Here is a 16,025-nt window from a genome sequence, read left to right as displayed (position 1 = left end):
CCTGGTACCGGACCCAGGCCGTGCCCGCGCCGCAGCGGGGGGCCTCGGCCGAGTGGGATTTCGTGAGCGTGCTGCCTGCGGCGTTGTCGGCGGCCCGGTTGGGGCGGCCGTTCGTCGTGGGGTGGCTGTCGGCGGGGAGCGGGGCGCCGCTCCAGCTGATCACCAACGCGGGGCCGATCGGGACGCCGGAGGCCGGGGCCGAGACGCACGGGTTGCTGTTCCCGAGCGGGGCGCGCGGGGTGCCCGTCGGGGACGGGTGGTTGCGGCAGGCCGAGCGGATGACGTGGACGCGGTGTCCCGGGCGGCTGGCACCGCCGGGAGGCGGCGTCGAGGGTGGGCCGGGCCTGTTCGAGGCGACGCTCGTCACGTTGATGGAGCGGCCGTTCGGGTGGTTCGTGGTGGCCGATCCCTGCGACGAGCGGCTGATCGACACCGAGATGCGCGAGCTGCATCACGAGCTGCGGATGCTGCGGCGGGGCGAGGACGAGCACGCGCGGCTGGCGGTCGCGCGGGCCGATCAGCGGCTGGCGGAGCTGGACGCGTTCCGCGAGGCCGGGCTCTGGCAGGTGCGTGTCCTCGCCGGGGCCGCGTCGCAGGACGAGCTGGGGCAGATCGCGCCCGTGCTCGTCGGGTCGATGGAGCTCGGCCATCATCCGTACCGGCTCAGGTCGGGGCAGGGGAGCGGGACGTTCGCGGAGATGCTGAGCCCTGGGGCGGCGCCCGCGCCGGTCCGTCCCGCGGCGGAGGAGCAGCGGTTCCCGTTCGTCGCGACGGCGGGGGCGCTGGCGGCGCTGGCCGGGCTGCCGCGGCGGGAGGTGCCGGGGCTGCGGGTGCTGGACGCCGGGTACTTCGACGTCACGTCCGAGACCGCGCCGACCACCGGCGAGGCGCAGATCGAGCTGGGCGCCATCCTGGACGGGCAGGACCGGGAGGTCGGACGGTTCACCGTGCCCCGGTCGACCATCAACCGGCATGTGTTCGTGACGGGCGCGACGGGCGCGGGCAAGTCGCAGACCGTCCGGCATCTGCTGGAGCAGCTGACCAGGGCGGGCGTCCCGTGGCTGGCGATCGAGCCGGCGAAGTCGGAGTACGCGGCGATGGCGGGCCGGATCCAGGACCTCGGCGGGCCGGTGACCGTGGTCAACCCGTCCGACCCGGGGGCCGTGCCGCTGTCGGTGAACCCGCTCGCGCCCGAGCCCGGCTATCCCGTCCAGGCGCACATCGACATGGTGCGGGCGCTGTTCCAGGCCGCATTCGACGCCGAGGAGCCGTTCCCGCAGATCATGGCGCAGGCGCTCCAGCGCGTCTACGAGAACAACGGGTGGGACGTGGTGACGGGCGCGGGCGTGCCCGGGTCGCTGATCGAGCCGGCGGTCCCGACGCTGGAGCAGCTGCAGAACGCGGCACTCCAGGTCATCCAGGACGTCGGCTACGGGCGCGAGCTGATGGCCGACGTGCAGGGGTTCGTCGACGTGCGGTTGAGGTCGCTGCGCATCGGGTCGGCGGGACGGTTCTTCGAGGGCGGTCACCCGGCCGACATCGGCGGCATGCTCCGCGACAACATCGTCCTCGCCATCGAGGACGTCGCGAACGACGAGGACAAGGCGTTCCTCATGGGGACGCTCATCATCCGCATCGTCGAGCACCTGCGGATGCGCGAGCGCAGGCGCGACCGCGCGGCCGGTCCGGCGCTGCGGCACGTGATCGTCATCGAGGAGGCGCACCGGCTGCTGCGCAACCGCGGGCCCGAGCGCGGCAGCTCGCACGCGGTCGAGCTGTTCGCCGGGATGCTCGCGGAGATCCGCGCGTACGGCGAGGGCATCATCGTGGCGGAGCAGATCCCGACCAAGCTCGTCCCGGACGTGATCAAGAACACGGCGCTGAAGGTCGTCCACCGGCTGCCCGCCTACGACGACCGGCACCAGGTCGGCGCGGCGATGAACCTGGACGGCGACCAGTCCCGCGAGGTCGTGTCGCTCCGGCCGGGCGTCGCGGCGGTGTTCGCGGACGGCATGGACCGCCCCCTGCGCGTGCGCGTCCCGCTCGGCGAGGGGCGCGAGGCCGAACTGCCCGGCCCGCCCCCGCCGGTCGACGGGCGGCGCTCGGCGGCCTGCGGCTGCGAATGCCGGTCGGGCCGCGCCTGCACGCTGTGGGAGCTCCGCGAGGCCGACCTCATCGCGGGCCACGCCGACTGGGCGTGGCTGCGGCTGTGGGCCGACACGCTCGTCCTGGCGCATGTCGTGAACCGTCCGATGCCGGCCGTCCCGCCCGAACTCGGGCGCGCCTGGTCGCGCCTCGCGCCGAGGCTCCGCGAGTGCGCGCTCGCGACCGTCCTGGAACGGGCCGTGACGCGCCGGTCCCGGTCGCTGCGGACCGCCTACCCGCCGTCCGACCTGACGGCCGCCGCCGCCGAGGTCGCGCAGCACCTGCTGGGCGGCGGCGCCTCCGGGGCCGCGCCCGGCCCGCAATGGCTGATCCCGCAGGTCAAATGGCTGCACGAGCTGGACCGCCTGTTCCCCTACGGCGGCGCCGCCCCCGACAAGCACGCCCTCGCGCCGCCCCTCGACTACCCGCTTCCCGGCCTCAGGCAGCCGCCGGACGCGAAACTCGGCCACCGCCTGCGCGCTCTGCGCCGCCATCCGCTGTCGATGGAGCTGGAGCGCAACCGTCCGATCGCCGTGACGGCCCTCTACGGCGACGACGACCAGTCGGGCTTCTTCCAGGACCTCGCCGTCGTCGCGATCGGGTTCGACGAGGACGAGCAGATCGACCATGTGGCCGAGACGATGCGCGTCGCCGGATGGCTGGAGCCGGTGCTGAGCTGGTTCGACCGTTTCGTCACGCCGTTCGAGGACCCCTCGAAGGGGCTGCCGTTCCTCGACCCGCCCCGCGAGGGCGGCTGACTCAGATGTCGGACTCGGTGCGGGCGGGAAGGCCGGCCTTCTCGGCGACCGGTGCCCAGTAGCCGATGAACTCGGTCTTGGCGTCGCTGGCGCGCTGGTTGATGTCCGACACCTCGCCCTCGGACGGGCAGCCGGGGGCGCCGTCCAGGTAGCGCTGGTTCGACTCGGTCGACGCCTCCAGGGCCCGGACGAGCGCGTCCTGCATCTGCTCGCCGCTGTCGAGCGCGCTCATCTGCAGGTTGCGCGCCCTGTCCAGCTGCCCCTGGCGCGCGTTGAGGATGCGCTGAAGGCCGTCCGCCGAGCAGCCGCCGACCACCACCCTGCCGAGGTCGGCGCGGGTGGCGCCCATCTCGTCCAGAAGCTTGTCCACGGCCTTGGCCTGCTCGTCGAAGTCGCCCTTGGAGCCCTCGGTCTCGGACGGGATGCTCTGGCTCTGCTGGGCGGACGGCTCGGAGGCGGCCGGAGGCGCCGTCTCGGACCCGCTCGGCCAGAACACGATGGCCAGCGCCACCCCGATCAGCAGGACGACGCCCGCCGCGCCCAGGAAGTACGGAAGCCTGCTGCGCTTCGGCGGCGCCGGCGGCTGCCAGATCGCGGGCTCGGCCCACGGCTCGGGCGAGAGATGGGTCGTGTGCTCCCCGGACGGCGGCATCGGGGTGGTGCGGTCGCCCTGCGCGCCCCACTGCTGCGTCCAGGGCGGCGGCACGGGCTCTCGCGGAACCGGCCCGCCCTGCGGGTCGCGCACCGTCGCGTCCCCGCCATCGGACGGAGGAAGCGGCGCGTTGCAGCGCATGCACGTGGACGACGCTGACGAGGTGTCGGTCCCGCAGTTTGGACACCGCATGTCGGCCCCCTGCCCCGTGAGTACGAACGGTCCGACAATACTGCGTTACGGCCCGTTATACGCGCTTCCAGCTCCGCTGCGGCTGGCCCGTCTTCTTCGCGACCGGATTCCACAGGACGACGAACTGCTTCTTCGCCGTCGTCGCGCGCTGCTCGATGGCCGCACGTCCGGGAACCCGCGCCGCGCTCGGACGCGGCTTGCCCTTGCAGCGCGGCTGGTTCGTCTGCGCCCACCGCAGCAGCACCTGGTCGACCTGGAGCGACGCCGTGAGCGCCTGAGACAGGGAGGCGCGCAGCCGCTCGCCGTTGGCCAGCTTGTCGACCTTCAGGGCCTTCGTGCGGTTCAGCTGGTTCGTCCGGCGCTGCGCGACCGTCTGGAACCCCTGGATCGCCTGCGGCAGCGTCTTGCACTTCCCGGCCCGTCCGAGCGCCCCGGCGAGGACCCGCCGCGTGTCGACGCTGTCGTTGAGGATCTTGTTCAGCACCGCGGCCTGCTGTTTGGTCTCCGGCGGGATCGCGTTCTTCTGCGCGACCTGCGTCTGGGACGCGGCCGGAGACGGGTTCGTGCCGGCCGAGGATTCGTCACCGGACGGCCACGCGACGAACGCCACCGCGCCGACCGCGACCGTGACCAGCGCGGCGACGGCGGCGATGAGCGGCTTGCTCGTCCCGCCGCTGCTCTGGCCCGGCTGGAGGGGACCGGGCTGCATCTGTCCCGGCGGGAAGCCGCCGAAACCGGGACCGCCCGGCCCCATCGGCTGCATCCCCGGACCCATCGGCCCCATGGGCATGGGAGCTGCCATCGGGGAGCCCGGGTCCATCCGCGTCTGGTCCATCCGCGTCTGGTCCATGGGGCCGCCGAAGCCCTGGCCCGGGCCCGGCATGCCGAGGTTCGCGGGCGGCGGGGCGAGGTTCGCGGGCGGCGGGGCGAGCTGCGTCGCGTCGGCGTCCAGCATCGTCTGCGGCGGGCCCGCGGGCTGCTGCTGTCCCCACACCTGCGTCGCCTCGGCCTCGGGCGCCTCCGGCTTGCGGGGCTGCGCGAACCACGATTCCGGGACGATCGACTGGGCGCCGCTCGGCTGCTCGTCGGCGCCGAAGCCGGTGGACGGCGCGTTCCCGGCCGGCGGCTCGCTCGCGGGCTGCTCGTTCGCCCACGCGGGCGGAGGCGGCGGGGTGCTGAACCCGCCGGACTCGTCGTAGTCGTTCGGGTCGAACGTCCAGGCCGCGGTGTCCTCGGGGTCGGCGGGCGGCAGCGGGGACGCGGCGGCCGGCGTCGGCCCCGTCGGCTCCACCGACAACTGGAGCGGCGGCTGGGCGGGAGGCTCCGGCGACGTCTGCTGCGGCGAGGCGCCCCCCGGCGGCACGGCCGCGTCGGGCGCCGGCGGCGAGGCCCACGACGGCGTGGGCGGCGGCACCATCATCGTCCGGTCGCCGATCGCGTCGCCCCCGCCGGCCGGCGGGGCGTCCGCGACCGGTGCGCCCATCGGAACGGCGGGCCCGACCGAGTACACGTCGATCGGCGCCGCGCAGTGCGAACACTTCCCGAGCGTCCCAGGCGTGTCATTCCCGCACGTCGGACACTGCATCGCTCAGACCTCGCCTTTTAGCCGCTTGCCCACGCTTGCGCTCCAGGCCCGCCGGCCGGGGCGGGCACCGCCTCCCCGCGTACCAGCAGGGCTCCCGACAAAAGTAGTGGGTGACGCCGTTCTCGGACGCGTGGTTGGGAATCTGGCACACCGCAGTCGGAGGTCGCACCGAATCACGACATGTCGGTATTGGTCAAGAAACCCGTCGCTGGTTTACCTGAAAAGCTGTGATGCTCCTCACATTGCGTCCCGACGTCCCCGCGGACGTCCGCGAACCCCGCCGCCACGCCGCGAGCGGCGCGCTCAGCGGCTAGGCTCGGAGCGGTTTCCCGGCGCACCCAGAGAGTACGGAGTTCATGAGCGATCTTCCGCTGCGTTCGCAGCTGGCCGTCGCGCTCGGTCGTACGGCCGCCAAGATGTCCCGTATGGCGGGCCGCGGGGACGGCTCGGTGATCGGCGGAAAGGTCGGTCTCCGGCTCGACCCCGAACTGCTGACCAGGCTCGCCAAGGACCGCAAGCTCGTCCTCGTCAGCGCCACCAACGGCAAGACGACGACGACCCGGCTGATCACCTCGGCGATGACGCCGCTGGGGGAGGTCGCCACCAACGCGTTCGGCGCGAACATGCCGACCGGGCACGTGTCCGCGCTCGCGTCCGCGCCGTCCGCCCGCTACGGCGTGCTGGAGTGTGACGAGAAATACGTCCCGATGGTCCTGAAGGAGACCGGGGCGAACGTCGTCGCGCTGATGAACCTCAGCCGCGACCAGATGGACCGTGCCGCCGAGATCTGGCTGCTGGCCGGAAAGTGGCGGCGCGCGCTGGAGGCGTCCCCGGCCAGCCACGTCATCGCCAACTGCGACGACCCGCTGGTCACCTGGGGCGCGTCCACCGCCAAGAGCGTCACGTGGGTCGCGGCGGGCCAGCACTGGCGCGAGGACTCGTGGTGCTGCCCCGAGTGCGGCGGCCCCCTCGACCGGCAGGACACCGACGAGGACAGCGACTGGCGCTGCCGGCAGTGCCACTTCGCCCGTCCCCGCCCCGACTGGGCGCTGAAGGGCGACCTGGTCACCGGGCCGGACGGCCGGACGTACTCGCTCACCGGGCTGTCCCTGCCGGGCCGCGCGAACCGGTCGAACGCCCTGATCGCGCTGGCCGTCGTCGCGCAGTTCGGCGTCGCGCCCGACCAGGCGCTGCCGCTGCTGTCGCAGGTCACGTCGGTCGCCGGACGCTACACGACGGTCGAGCACGAGGGCCGCTCGATCCGGCTGCTGCTGTCGAAGAACCCGGCCGGGTGGCTGGAGGCGTTCGACGTCCTGCAGCCCGCGCCCGGCCCGGTCGCGCTGTCGATCAACGCGCAGGGGCCCGACGGGCGCGACACGTCCTGGCTGTGGGACGTCGACTACCGCATCCTGCGCGGCCGTCCCGTGTGGGTGGCCGGCGAGCGCCGCGTCGACCTCGCGGCCCGGCTGGAGGCCGCGGACGTGTCGTTCACGCTCGTGGACGACATCGACCAGGCGGTCATGGCCGTCCCGCCGGGCCACCTGGACGTGATCGCCAACTACACCGCCTTCCAGAGCATCCGAACGAGGTACGGCCGTGTCGTCTAACGCTTCCGACCGGGTCAAGATCGTCTGGATCTACCCGGACCTGCTCAGCACCTACGGCGACCAGGGCAACACGATCGTCCTGGAACGCCGGGCGGCGCTGCGCGGCATCCCGACCGAGACCGTGAGCCTGCGGTCGGACGAGCCCGTCCCCGCCGACGGCGACATCTACCTGCTCGGCGGCGGCGAGGACCGGCCGCAGATCCTCGCGGCGCAGCGCCTGCGCGGTGACGGCGGGCTGGCGCGGGCCGTCCAGTCCGGGGCGACGGTGTTCGCCGTGTGCGCCGGCTACCAGCTCCTCGGACACGAGTTCGGCGGCGAGGAGGGGCAGCCCGTGCAGGGCCTCGGCCTCCTCGACATCCGCTCGGGGCGCGGCGAGCAGCGCGCCGTCGGCGAGATCGTCGGTGACGTCGCGGGCGAGCTGAACGTGCCCCGGATCACCGGGTTCGAGAACCACCAGGGCGTCACGCAGCTCGGGCCGAACGCCCGGCCGTTCGCGAAGGTGCTGCACGGCGTCGGCAACGGCGACGGGTTCGAGGGCGCCTACAGCGGGCGCGTGCTCGGGACGTACATGCACGGGCCGGCGCTCGTCCGGAACCCGGGCCTGGCCGACCTGCTGCTCCGCTGGGCCGTCGGCCGCGACCTCCCGCCGCTGGACGCCTCCTGGGCCGAGCGGCTCCGCGAGGAGCGCCTCAACGCCGTCACGGTCTGACCGGGGCCGCCCCTTTGGGTCTGGCGCGGTGGCCGGGCCGGTGCGACGGTAGCGATCATGATCTGCTGCCGTCCGACCCGCCGGGCCCTGCTGCGCTGGAGCGCCGTCGTCGCGGGCGCCTCCCTGCTGCCCGACCCGGCCTGGGCGGCGGGCGCCGTCCGGCCGGTGAACCTGGAGCTGGTCACCGTCACCGAGACGACGGCCGTCCTCACCTGGTACACGGGCGTTCCGGGGACGGACGACGGGCTGGGCCGCATGCAGCCCGCCCCGTCGGACGCGGAGGTGCTGTACGGGACGCACCCGTCGCGCCTGACCCGGGTGGCTCACGGCGTGCCGGGCACCCCGTACCACTACGTCGAGCTGACCGGCCTGGAGCCGGGCCGGACGTATTACTACAAGGCCCGTTCCGAGGGGCGTGCGGCGACGCCGACCTGGCTGGCGGCGGGCCAGGCGGCCGGTACGCCGCTCGGAGACGTGTTCTCCTTCACGACCCCGCAGCCGCCCCCGGGCCGCCACCTGTTCTCCGTCGCCCTCTGCAACGACCTCCACCTGGGCGAGACGGTCGCCGGGCTGGTCGGGCAGCTGCCGTGGATCAAAGGCATCGAGCAGGTCCCCGGCCATCCGCCGTATCCGGAGGTGATGGCCAGGGCCCTGGTGGCGGACGCCCGCAGCCGCGGCGCCGGCTACCTTCTCGCCGCCGGGGACGTGTCGAGCGAGGCGGCCCCGGCCGACCTCGCGAGCGCCAAGAGCATCCTCGACACGTTCGGGGCGCTGGGCGGCGACTACCTGATCGCCCGTGGCAACCACGACCGGGCTCACGCGGGTGCGCCCTACGGTGCGTGCAGGCCCGGCGAGCATCAGGGGAACGACTGCTTCAAGGACGCGTTCTTCCCGTCCGGCCGCACCTATTTCTCCCACGACCTTCAAGGCCTGCGCGTCATCGGGCTGGATACTTACGACAAGCCCGGTGACGGTGGGGACTCGGGCGGTCTTTCCGCAGAGCAGCAGGCGTGGTTCGAGGCCGAGTTGAAGAAGGACCCGGACCGTCCCACCATCGTTTTCGGCCACCACCCGCTGTTCACCGAGAACGACCCGCTCGCCATAACCGGAACCCATTCCTTGGACGCGGGCCAGTCCCTGAGAATCCTCACCGCCTACAACCGGGCTCCCGGCGTCTTCCTCCACCATGCGGGCCACACGCACCGCAACCAGCGTTCGGTCTTCCCGCTCGCGCCGAGGGTCGTCCAGCAGGAGGTGGGGGCCGTGAAGGAATACCCGGGCGGTTTCACGCTGCTCCGCGTCCACTCAGGCGGTTACGCGCTCAACTTCTACAAGACGCGCGGCGACGAGGCGCGGGCATGGAGCGAGCGCAGCCGGCAGGAGTTGTCGGGGCAATGGCCGCAGCTGTCCTTGGGAAACCGTTCGACCGACCGCAACACGGTCGTCGCCCGAGACCTTTCCGGCGTCTCCGGGCGTCGAGGTCAGTGACGCTTCAACAGCCGGGTCAACGGCAGCGCGACCACGTATCCGACGGCCGCCCCCGCCGGGCAATAGAGCCACCAGCTCGTCCCGTACGCATTGGCAGCGGCCGTTCCGCTTCCGACCACACCCAGCAGCAGCGTGAGCGCGGTGAAGACCAGGGGTGCCGCGGCGACGGCGACCAGTGCCTTCGTCCGATCGCGCACCCGGGAGAGGAACGGCACCGACATCACGACGGCGAGTGCGATCGCCAGTGCGTGCACGCGCGGGGTCCAGGCGCGCAGTTCCTCGACCTTGAGCTCGACACCGTCGAATTCCGCGGGCACCGCCATGACCGGAGCGTCCGAGAACAGCAGTTGGGTGAGGATTCCCCGGCCCAGCAGCGAGACGAGCGACGCGATCAGGCAGGCCGCCAGGATCGCCTTGAACGCGGGAACGCGCAGCGTCGCGTAGGCCACGCCGAATCCGGTGCCGACGGCGATCTCCGCGGCGAGGACGAGCAGCGGCAGGCTGGCGGAATGCGGGGCGCCGAAGAGGGGCCGTCCGGCGAGGAGGGGGAGGACGGTGACGCAGACCAGGGCGATGACCAGCAGCGCCTGCTGGCTCGCGTCGCCGAGCGTCCCGGTGTCGCGGTCCTCGGCGCTCACCGCGAGGTGGCCCGCCACTGCGGTGGCCACCAGCAGCGCCCCGAGGACCACCGGCAGCGTGGTGGCGATCACGCCGTCGTTGGTGTCCTCGAACAGCCCGAGGCCGGGTATGTCCAGCCACCAGCGGATCGCGGACTGCTGCACCAGCAGCACCCCGACCGCCGCCAGGCAGGCCGCCGGCGGACCGCTCGGACGGATGCCCCGGTGCCCGGCGATGCCCCGGATCTCGTAGCCGCTCATGGCGCGAACCGGAAGGACGAACGGACGGAGTCCAGCATTGCCTGGTTGGAGTCGTAGAGCTTCGGCAGCATGATGATCCGCACGTCGATGACCTTGCCTTGGGGCGTCTTGGTGAACAGGTCGTACTGCTTGAGCTCCTTTCCCTCGGGGGACCGGTAGCTCTTGCGGACCTCCCACCCTTCGGCGCCGTCCAGCTCCACCTTCGTCCTGCCGATCAGCCGGAAGTTCTTCGCGGGACGGCTGAAGGCCACGAAGTCGCTGCTGATCCGCGCGAGCGGGAACGGCAGGTCCTCGTTCACCAGGACGTCGAAGGACGCTTCCATGGAGCGCCCGTCCCGGCTCTTCACCCCGACCTCGAACGCCGCCTTGGGAACCACGGTGTGGCCGGACACCTTCCCCCACTCCGCCGGATAGCCGACGGTGAACCCGGCGCCCTTGTAGGTGGCGAGCTTCACCGCCGCCGCGCTCGGGGACGGGGTGGACGCCTTCCCGGCGCCCTTCCCTCCGTCGCCTCCGTCGTCCCCGCCGCATCCGGCGACGGTGAGGGCGGCCAGCAGCGCGATGCCGGCGGCGAGCATGCGCGGCGCGGTCATGGCCGGCACCCCGCCCACGGCTTCCGCTCCCCGGTCACCGGGTCCACGATGGCGGCGTCGGTGAGCTTCAGATGGGTCTGTTCCGTGGAGTTCTCGTATCCGCCGAGCTTGACGCCGAAGGAGCCGGACACGTCGAATCCGTCCTTGGACGCTTCCCTGTCGTAGGACATGTTGTAGATGGTGCCCTTGTCCGTCACCAGTTCGTCGAAGTCGTCGGTGAGTCCCTGCATCCCGCCGGGATAGGTGTTGTCGAACAGCGCCTTCGAGGGGTTGAGCAGCCCGTCGATGACCTGCTGGGCGTGGGGGTCGTCCGTCAGCGGGATGTGGATCTGGGTCGTCGACTGGTCGCCGCCGCCCTCCTGCCACGGCGTCCACTTGGGGCCGCCGCCCTTGTTGCCCTGCGGGCCGCCGTCGTCGGTGGGGTTGCCGTCCTGGTCCGGCGGGCCGTTCTTCTTGCGGCTCGGCGACCAGGTCGCCCCGAGGGACGCGCTGGCGTCCCAGCTGCTCCCGGTGTCGGTGGTGATGATCGCCTTCGTGGGCTTGCCGTTCTTGTCGTAGAAGACTGAGATGACCGAGCCGTTCGCCCAGTCCTTCTGCGCACCGGCCTCGGCGATGAGGATGCCCACGCCGCCGTTGATGCCGTACGTCTCGTTGGTCTTGTACGTCTTGATCGTCGTGCCGTCGGAGTTCTGCATGGTGCCGACCTCCTCGGCGTTCTCGATCCCGCCGCCGCCGGAGACGATCGAGAACGAGCCGCTGACGTTCCCGAAGCCCGTGGTGCTCTCGCCGTAGTAGGTCCCGTAGTTGATCCCCATGCGGTCGGCGATGTCGTACGGGACCTCCTTCAGCTTTTCGATCCCGTCCCACCCCTCGGAGTTCCAGATCCGCATGGTCTCGCGCTCGACCGCGTCGTGGAACTCGGTGCGCTGCTTCTCGTTCTTGAACCGCCACGTCGTGGAGGAGTGCGCGCCCCAGTCCATGCCGCCGCCGGCCGAGATGCTCGCGCCCTTCCCCTTGAGCGAGAAGCCGACGCCGACCTCGATGTCGAAACCGTTCTTGGAGTCCGATCCCGTGGTCTCCCAGATCTCACCGTTGGACCGCACCGCGACGACCGAGCGCCTCGTGTCCTTGTGGCTGTAGAAGACGATCTGGAAGTTCTCGTTGTGCTCGATCGTCACCGTGTCGGCGTTGCACGGGATCTTCTCCTCGTCCGAGGGCTCCGGCCCGTGCCCCCACGGGCAGGGGGACACGGTGATCAGCCGGCAGAGGGCCGAGCCCAGACCGTCCGTGATGGCCGTCGACACGCCCGTGAACGACATCGCGAGGATGCTCGCCAGGATCGCGATCATCGCGATGTACCCGACCGCGCCTTCACCGACGTCCCGGGAACGTTTGCGCGAAACCGACATTCACGCAGCATGAATCTTCGGCCGACGCGCGTGTAGAGCCCCGGGACCTGGTACCACGGGCCCAGTGGGACGGCCGTCCGGCCCGGTCCGTCTGGGCCCGCGGACATGCCCCGAGGACCCAGACCCGCCGGCCCGCCGGTCTTCCGGGCGTCCTAGACTCGGGCCCGCCCCCCGGCAGCACACCCCGGCGAAAGTCACCTATGCGCATTGAGGTCAACGGGCGGCCGGCGACCGCCGACGCCCTCGCCCACCCGGCCCTGGTCAACTACGGCCACTTCACCGCCATGCAGGTGCGGGGCGGACGGGTCCGCGGCCTGGACGCGCACCTGCGCCGCCTCGACGCGGCCACCCGGGAGCTCTTCGGGACGGGCCTGGACGCCGACCGCGTCCGCGATCTCATCCGCCACGCCGCCGGCGACGAGGACGCCTCCGTCCGGGTGAGCGTCTACCGGCCGGAGGCGGAGCCGGTGGTCCTGGTGGCGGTGCGTCCTCCGGTGGAGGCGCCGTCGAGCCCGCAGGGCCTGCTGCCGGTCGTGTACGAGCGGCCCGTCCCGCACATCAAGCACGTCGGCGGCTTCGGCCAGATCCACTTCGGGCTCCAGGCCCGGCGCGCCGGCTTCGACGACGCGCTTCTCGTCCTGCGGGACGGGCGCGTCGCCGAAGGCGGCATCACCAACATCGGCTTCTTCCGGGACGGCGGCGTCGTCTGGCCGGACGCCCCGATGCTGCGCGGCATCACGATGCACCTGATCGACGAGCGGCTCCGCCCGGGCCGGGAGGAGATCCGCCTGGACGACCTCCCGTCCTTCGACGGCGCCTTCGTCACCAACTCGCTGGGAATCGCCCCGGTCACCCGCATCGGCGACGTGTCCTACCCGGTGAGCGACCAGATGGCCTCGGTGGACAAGGCCTACGCGTCCGTCCCCTGGGACCGCATCTGACTCACTGCAGGGCGGCGAGGCCCTTCTCCAGGTCGTCCCGCGTCATCACCGGCTGGATCTCGATCTTCGCGCCCAGCTCCTGGAAGAGCGGCTCGGCGATGACCGGCAGCGTCGAGCTGTCCTGCATGTCGAAGACGAAGGTGCAGGCCCGCCCGCCCTCGCTGGGACCGAAGTAGGCAGCCTCGGGCTGGAGCTGCTCCACCATCGCCTTCAAGATCTCGGGAAGCCGGCCCTTCCTGAGCGTCTCGTTCGAGACCTGGGTGTCCATCTGCGCTCGCAGCATGACTCGCATAGCGGTGCCCCCTGCCGCACCGGAGCCGGCGCGACCCCCGTCCACGCTCCCTGCGACCCGGTGCTGTCCTGGTCAATCTCCCGCCGCGCCCCGGGCAAACCTCCGGGCCGCCGGTGTCAGCCGTCGTAGGGGACGTGGGGTGTCCAGTCGGTGTCGGGGCGGCTGACGGCCCGCCACATGGCGTCGGCGATCGGCGGCGGGGAGAACGGTCCCTCCTTGGCGAGCACGCCGTTGACCTGCACCGCGACCGCGCGGATGCCGTCGGGCGCGAGGGTGGCGTCGAGGCTGGTGACGAGGTTGCGCACCGCGGCCTTCTGGACGCCGAGCGACGCGGCGATGCGGGACGGGTGGTCCGCCGCCGCCGACCCGGTGACCAGCACGCGGGCACCCGCCCTCATGAACGGCCTCGCGGCCTGGACGGCGGGAAGCAGCGCACCGGCCCCGAACGCCACGTCCTCCAGGAGCTCGGGGACGCTGAGGTGCAGCGGATCCTTCTCCCGCCACGCGCTGGGGTTGAAGTGCAGGACGTCGATCCGCCCGTGGCGCTCGCCCGCCCCGCCGATCACATTGCTGATGTCGACGGGATCGGTCAGCTCGACCCCGGCGCCCTCGGCCTCGTGCCCCTCGTCCCGGAGGGTGGAGGCCAGGGAGTCGGCGTGGTCGGCCGCGTGGGTGGTCAGCACCGCGGCATGCCCCTCGCGGGCGAAACGGCGGGCGACGGACAGCCCCAGGCCGGGACCGGCACCGAGAACGACAAAAACGGGTTTGGTCATGCCGACGATTCTCCTACGGCTGGCAACCGGCAGCCTGCCCACGGTAGGGCGCTACGTCAACGAGACGGTGACGCTGCTGTCGGTTCGATCACCCAAACTCAGCCGGGCACTGGCCAAAGCCAAGAAGGACGGTCTGCTCTACCTGGTCATGGACGGCACGCTGATCCCGATCGACCGCGGGACCACGAGCCGACCCCCAGGTCAAGATGCCCTACAAGGGCAAGAACAAGCCCGAGCCGCTCAAGGACGCCACGAGGGTCGGTCGGCGTCCCGGCCGACCCTCGTGTGAGTGTTACCGCTCGCCGTCGTCAAGGAACCTTTCGACTGCAAGCAGGTCATCCTCGGAGAGTTCGATGATCTGCGCCATCGCGAACACCAGAACCCAGACCGGCAACAGGCCGGGCTTTTCGTCCCAGGACGCGGTGGATACCTCTCGCCGGGCATAGTTTACGGTGTACTCGGCCAGATACTGAATCACCTGGCGGGTGACCCACTGGGCTTTTGCGAAGGACCTCTCATCGATGTCGAGGTCCTGCGTTTCGACGACCGCCAGGTAGACATGCCACTGGTGGCCCGGCCCCTCCGGACCGCTCCCGCGCAGGCAGTGGTTGGGGAGCCGCCGTTCCTCCATATGGAAAAACTGGTCGGGGCTGACGCCGAATTCTTCCCAGGTTTCCATCTCGGCAGCCTCACGCGGCTCGTTGAACTCGTCGTAGATGTGTCCGGCACCACCGGACCAGCCCCCTCTCGGGTCCAACCCGATCAGCACACGGGCCCCGGACACAACGACCACGCCGACGGAGAAACCGTCGCACGACTTCTCTCTCTTCGATGCAGTGGCCATCACTGCATCACCTCCTATGTTCTTCTTTTTCGGTCTTTTTTGCGGCACCGATGGCCGCAGTTAGGACAGTGCAGCGCAGATGATCATCGGCAACGACATTGCGGAGCGCGCGTGATCGGCTGCTGATCAAGATCTGCCGGGAGGGAAGGCTCGCAGCTCATGACTCACCCGGCGCGGGTCGCATACGTCCACGTGATGTGCGGCACCTGCTGTTGGGCCACCGGCTCAAGCGGGCTGGCCTGGCGCGAATTCACCAGCCGTAGCCTCACCGCCCTCGCCCTCAGACGTCGCGCGCGACGACGCGAGACCGCCGGAGCCGCGGGCTCATGAGCGGTGGCCGGTGGTCGCATTCAGCGGACGGTCACGAGTGGCGCCCGACAGACGGGTGCCCTTGCGACGTCTCGGATGCGCAAGCGAGTAAATGTGAGGTTCAACAATGAATGAAACGATCTCCCTCGGTAATTCGAGAGAGTTCCAGCTGGCCCAACTGGACGCGGACTTCTGCGACAGGTTCACGAAAGAGCTCGTAGAGGGCCTCAGCCTCCTGGCCGGGGTCAAGCGGGCGGTCACCGTGTTCGGCAGCGCCCGCACCGCTCCCGGCATCGAGCTGTACGAGCGCGGTGTCGACGTCGGCGGGGCGCTGGCCCGGGCCGGCTTCACTGTGATCACGGGCGGCGGGCCCGGCGCCATGGAGGCCGCCAACAAGGGAGCCCGGGACGAGGGTGGTCAGTCGCTCGGACTGGGCATCGAACTGCCGCGAGAGCAGGGGCTCAACCGCTTCATCAACAGGGGAGTCGAGTTCCGGCACTTCTGCCTCCGCAAGCTCGTGATGGAGGAAGCGGACGCGTTCGTGGTCATGCCCGGCGGGTTCGGGACCTTCGACGAACTGTTCGAGGTACTGACCCTCATCCAGACGGCGAAGCTCCGCAGAAGTCCGGTCATTCTGGTCGACACCAAGTACTGGAAAGGCCTGATCTCCTGGCTCGAGGACAAGCCGCTGTCCTACGGCACGATCTCAGAGGAGGACCTCGACCTGGTGCATGTCGTCGACACCGCGCGTGAGGTTCTGGAGGTCCTGAGAGGCGCCGCCTCCTAGGCGGCCACATGATGCAAGGTTTCGCCCGGGGTGCGGAACCTGAGCAGTAGTTGACTCCCGGCC

Annotated in this window: 14 protein-coding genes and 1 pseudogene; 7 read left to right on the top strand and 8 right to left on the bottom strand. The window is 71.2% G+C overall.

Going from position 1 to position 16,025, the window contains the following annotated elements; genetic code table 11:
* Window positions 1-62: 62 nt before the first annotated feature.
* A complete protein-coding gene (locus ABGB11_RS24495) occupies window positions 63-2,903 on the top strand; it encodes an ATP-binding protein (RefSeq protein WP_347636307.1) in 2,841 nt (946 codons plus the stop codon).
* A 1-nt stretch (window position 2,904) separates the two neighbouring features.
* On the opposite strand, the gene ABGB11_RS24490 is transcribed toward ABGB11_RS24495, so the two are convergent.
* Window positions 2,905-3,648, bottom strand: a complete 744-nt coding sequence (locus ABGB11_RS24490; protein ID WP_347636306.1) for a hypothetical protein — start codon at window positions 3,646-3,648, stop codon at window positions 2,905-2,907.
* A gap of 154 nt (window positions 3,649-3,802) precedes the next feature.
* A complete protein-coding gene (locus ABGB11_RS24485; protein ID WP_347636305.1) occupies window positions 3,803-5,230 on the bottom strand; it encodes a hypothetical protein in 1,428 nt (475 codons plus the stop codon).
* A gap of 458 nt (window positions 5,231-5,688) precedes the next feature.
* Here ABGB11_RS24485 and ABGB11_RS24480 point away from each other — a divergent pair, with 458 nt between their 5' ends.
* The 3 genes from ABGB11_RS24480 to ABGB11_RS24470 are packed head-to-tail and all read left to right on the top strand — an operon-like array spanning window position 5,689 to window position 9,136.
* Window positions 5,689-6,939 (top strand): MurT ligase domain-containing protein, encoded by a 1,251-nt coding sequence (locus tag ABGB11_RS24480; RefSeq protein WP_347636304.1) that lies wholly within the window; start codon window positions 5,689-5,691, stop codon window positions 6,937-6,939.
* Window positions 6,929-7,648 carry a glutamine amidotransferase gene (locus tag ABGB11_RS24475; protein ID WP_347636302.1) on the top strand — a complete coding sequence of 240 codons (720 nt, stop codon included), beginning with the start codon at window positions 6,929-6,931 and terminating at the stop codon, window positions 7,646-7,648. Before ABGB11_RS24480 ends, ABGB11_RS24475 begins: the two co-directional genes overlap by 11 nt.
* Window positions 7,649-7,705: 57 nt before the next feature.
* Window positions 7,706-9,136 (top strand): metallophosphoesterase family protein, encoded by a 1,431-nt coding sequence (locus ABGB11_RS24470; protein ID WP_347636301.1) that lies wholly within the window; start codon window positions 7,706-7,708, stop codon window positions 9,134-9,136.
* Here ABGB11_RS24470 and ABGB11_RS24465 read toward each other — a convergent pair.
* The 3 genes from ABGB11_RS24465 to ABGB11_RS24455 are packed head-to-tail and all read right to left on the bottom strand — an operon-like array spanning window position 9,130 to window position 12,016.
* On the bottom strand, window positions 9,130-10,014 hold the full coding sequence (locus ABGB11_RS24465; RefSeq protein WP_347636300.1) for a hypothetical protein: 885 nt from the start codon (window positions 10,012-10,014) through the stop codon (window positions 9,130-9,132). The genes ABGB11_RS24470 and ABGB11_RS24465 overlap by 7 nt on opposite strands.
* On the bottom strand, window positions 10,011-10,607 hold the full coding sequence (locus ABGB11_RS24460) for a hypothetical protein (protein ID WP_347636298.1): 597 nt from the start codon (window positions 10,605-10,607) through the stop codon (window positions 10,011-10,013). Before ABGB11_RS24460 ends, ABGB11_RS24465 begins: the two co-directional genes overlap by 4 nt.
* The gene (locus ABGB11_RS24455) at window positions 10,604-12,016 is read right to left on the bottom strand and encodes a hypothetical protein (protein WP_347636297.1); all 1,413 of its coding nucleotides are present in this window, start codon (window positions 12,014-12,016) and stop codon (window positions 10,604-10,606) included. Before ABGB11_RS24455 ends, ABGB11_RS24460 begins: the two co-directional genes overlap by 4 nt.
* A 200-nt stretch (window positions 12,017-12,216) precedes the next feature.
* On the opposite strand from ABGB11_RS24455, the gene ABGB11_RS24450 reads away from it, so the two are divergent.
* Window positions 12,217-12,957 carry an aminotransferase class IV family protein gene (locus ABGB11_RS24450; protein WP_347636296.1) on the top strand — a complete coding sequence of 247 codons (741 nt, stop codon included), beginning with the start codon at window positions 12,217-12,219 and terminating at the stop codon, window positions 12,955-12,957.
* A 1-nt stretch (window position 12,958) separates the two neighbouring features.
* On the opposite strand, the gene ABGB11_RS24445 is transcribed toward ABGB11_RS24450, so the two are convergent.
* Both ABGB11_RS24445 and ABGB11_RS24440 read right to left on the bottom strand, forming a co-directional pair.
* The gene (locus ABGB11_RS24445; RefSeq protein WP_347636294.1) at window positions 12,959-13,240 is read right to left on the bottom strand and encodes a hypothetical protein; all 282 of its coding nucleotides are present in this window, start codon (window positions 13,238-13,240) and stop codon (window positions 12,959-12,961) included.
* Window positions 13,241-13,365: 125 nt separating this feature from the next.
* Window positions 13,366-14,022 carry an SDR family oxidoreductase gene (locus tag ABGB11_RS24440; RefSeq protein WP_347636293.1) on the bottom strand — a complete coding sequence of 219 codons (657 nt, stop codon included), beginning with the start codon at window positions 14,020-14,022 and terminating at the stop codon, window positions 13,366-13,368.
* Window positions 14,023-14,071: 49 nt separating this feature from the next.
* On the opposite strand from ABGB11_RS24440, the pseudogene ABGB11_RS24435 reads away from it, so the two are divergent.
* A pseudogene (locus ABGB11_RS24435) lies at window positions 14,072-14,200 on the top strand (IS5/IS1182 family transposase); the annotation flags it as partial.
* Between the two features lie 114 nt (window positions 14,201-14,314).
* Here ABGB11_RS24435 and ABGB11_RS24430 read toward each other — a convergent pair.
* Window positions 14,315-14,866 (bottom strand): NUDIX domain-containing protein, encoded by a 552-nt coding sequence (locus tag ABGB11_RS24430; protein WP_347636292.1) that lies wholly within the window; start codon window positions 14,864-14,866, stop codon window positions 14,315-14,317.
* Window positions 14,867-15,302: 436 nt separating this feature from the next.
* Between ABGB11_RS24430 and ABGB11_RS24425 the strand changes: the two genes are divergently transcribed.
* Window positions 15,303-15,962 carry a TIGR00730 family Rossman fold protein gene (locus ABGB11_RS24425; protein WP_347636290.1) on the top strand — a complete coding sequence of 220 codons (660 nt, stop codon included), beginning with the start codon at window positions 15,303-15,305 and terminating at the stop codon, window positions 15,960-15,962.
* Window positions 15,963-16,025 lie beyond the last annotated feature (63 nt).

This window comes from Actinomadura sp. B10D3 (genome assembly GCF_039871695.1).
In the GTDB taxonomy this organism is placed as follows: Bacteria; Actinomycetota; Actinomycetes; order Streptosporangiales; family Streptosporangiaceae; genus Spirillospora; species Spirillospora madurae.
The sequence above is the reverse complement of the archived record's forward strand: the minus strand, read 5'-3'. Positions and strand labels throughout refer to the sequence as shown.

Excerpts from the sequence above, each read along its gene's own strand:
- ABGB11_RS24485 (WP_347636305.1), bottom strand. The coding sequence starts at position 5,230 with ATGGGCGCACCGGTCGCGGACGCCCCGCCGGCCGGCGGGGGCGACGCG.
- ABGB11_RS24480 (WP_347636304.1), top strand. The coding sequence starts at position 5,689 with ATGAGCGATCTTCCGCTGCGTTCGCAGCTGGCCGTCGCGCTCGGTCGT.
- ABGB11_RS24470 (WP_347636301.1), top strand. The coding sequence starts at position 7,706 with ATGATCTGCTGCCGTCCGACCCGCCGGGCCCTGCTGCGCTGGAGCGCC.
- ABGB11_RS24465 (WP_347636300.1), bottom strand. The coding sequence starts at position 10,014 with ATGAGCGGCTACGAGATCCGGGGCATCGCCGGGCACCGGGGCATCCGT.
- ABGB11_RS24460 (WP_347636298.1), bottom strand. The coding sequence starts at position 10,607 with ATGACCGCGCCGCGCATGCTCGCCGCCGGCATCGCGCTGCTGGCCGCC.
- ABGB11_RS24455 (WP_347636297.1), bottom strand. The coding sequence starts at position 12,016 with ATGTCGGTTTCGCGCAAACGTTCCCGGGACGTCGGTGAAGGCGCGGTC.
- ABGB11_RS24450 (WP_347636296.1), top strand. The coding sequence starts at position 12,217 with ATGCGCATTGAGGTCAACGGGCGGCCGGCGACCGCCGACGCCCTCGCC.
- ABGB11_RS24445 (WP_347636294.1), bottom strand. The coding sequence starts at position 13,240 with ATGCTGCGAGCGCAGATGGACACCCAGGTCTCGAACGAGACGCTCAGG.
- ABGB11_RS24440 (WP_347636293.1), bottom strand. The coding sequence starts at position 14,022 with ATGACCAAACCCGTTTTTGTCGTTCTCGGTGCCGGTCCCGGCCTGGGG.
- ABGB11_RS24430 (WP_347636292.1), bottom strand. The coding sequence starts at position 14,866 with ATGGCCACTGCATCGAAGAGAGAGAAGTCGTGCGACGGTTTCTCCGTC.
- ABGB11_RS24425 (WP_347636290.1), top strand. The coding sequence starts at position 15,303 with ATGAATGAAACGATCTCCCTCGGTAATTCGAGAGAGTTCCAGCTGGCC.